The organism is Gilvimarinus sp. 1_MG-2023, assembly GCF_030548285.1.
This window is the reverse complement of sequence record NZ_JAUOSC010001667.1, coordinates 1-238: the sequence shown is the minus strand read 5'-3', so window position 1 is coordinate 238 and position 238 is coordinate 1. Positions and strand designations below refer to the sequence as shown.

Annotated in this window: 1 pseudogene; it reads left to right on the top strand. The window is 55.9% G+C overall.

The features are described 5' to 3' along the window. Positions 1 to 238 (top strand): annotated as a pseudogene (locus Q4563_RS22455) (peroxiredoxin); the annotation flags it as partial.

Genomic DNA, 238 nt, shown 5'->3' with positions numbered 1-238 from the left:
ATCACCAGCAACTTCGGTGTACTGCGTGAAGGTCAAGGCCTGGCAGACCGTGCCACTTTCCTGATCGATCCAGAAGGTGTGATTCAAGCCATGGAAGTGACCGCTGAAGGTATTGGCCGTGATGCCGACGACCTGATGCGCAAAATCAAAGCGGCTCAATACGTCGCGGCTCACCCAGGTGAAGTTTGCCCGGCCAAGTGGAAAGAAGGCGAAGCCACACTGGCTCCTTCACTGGATC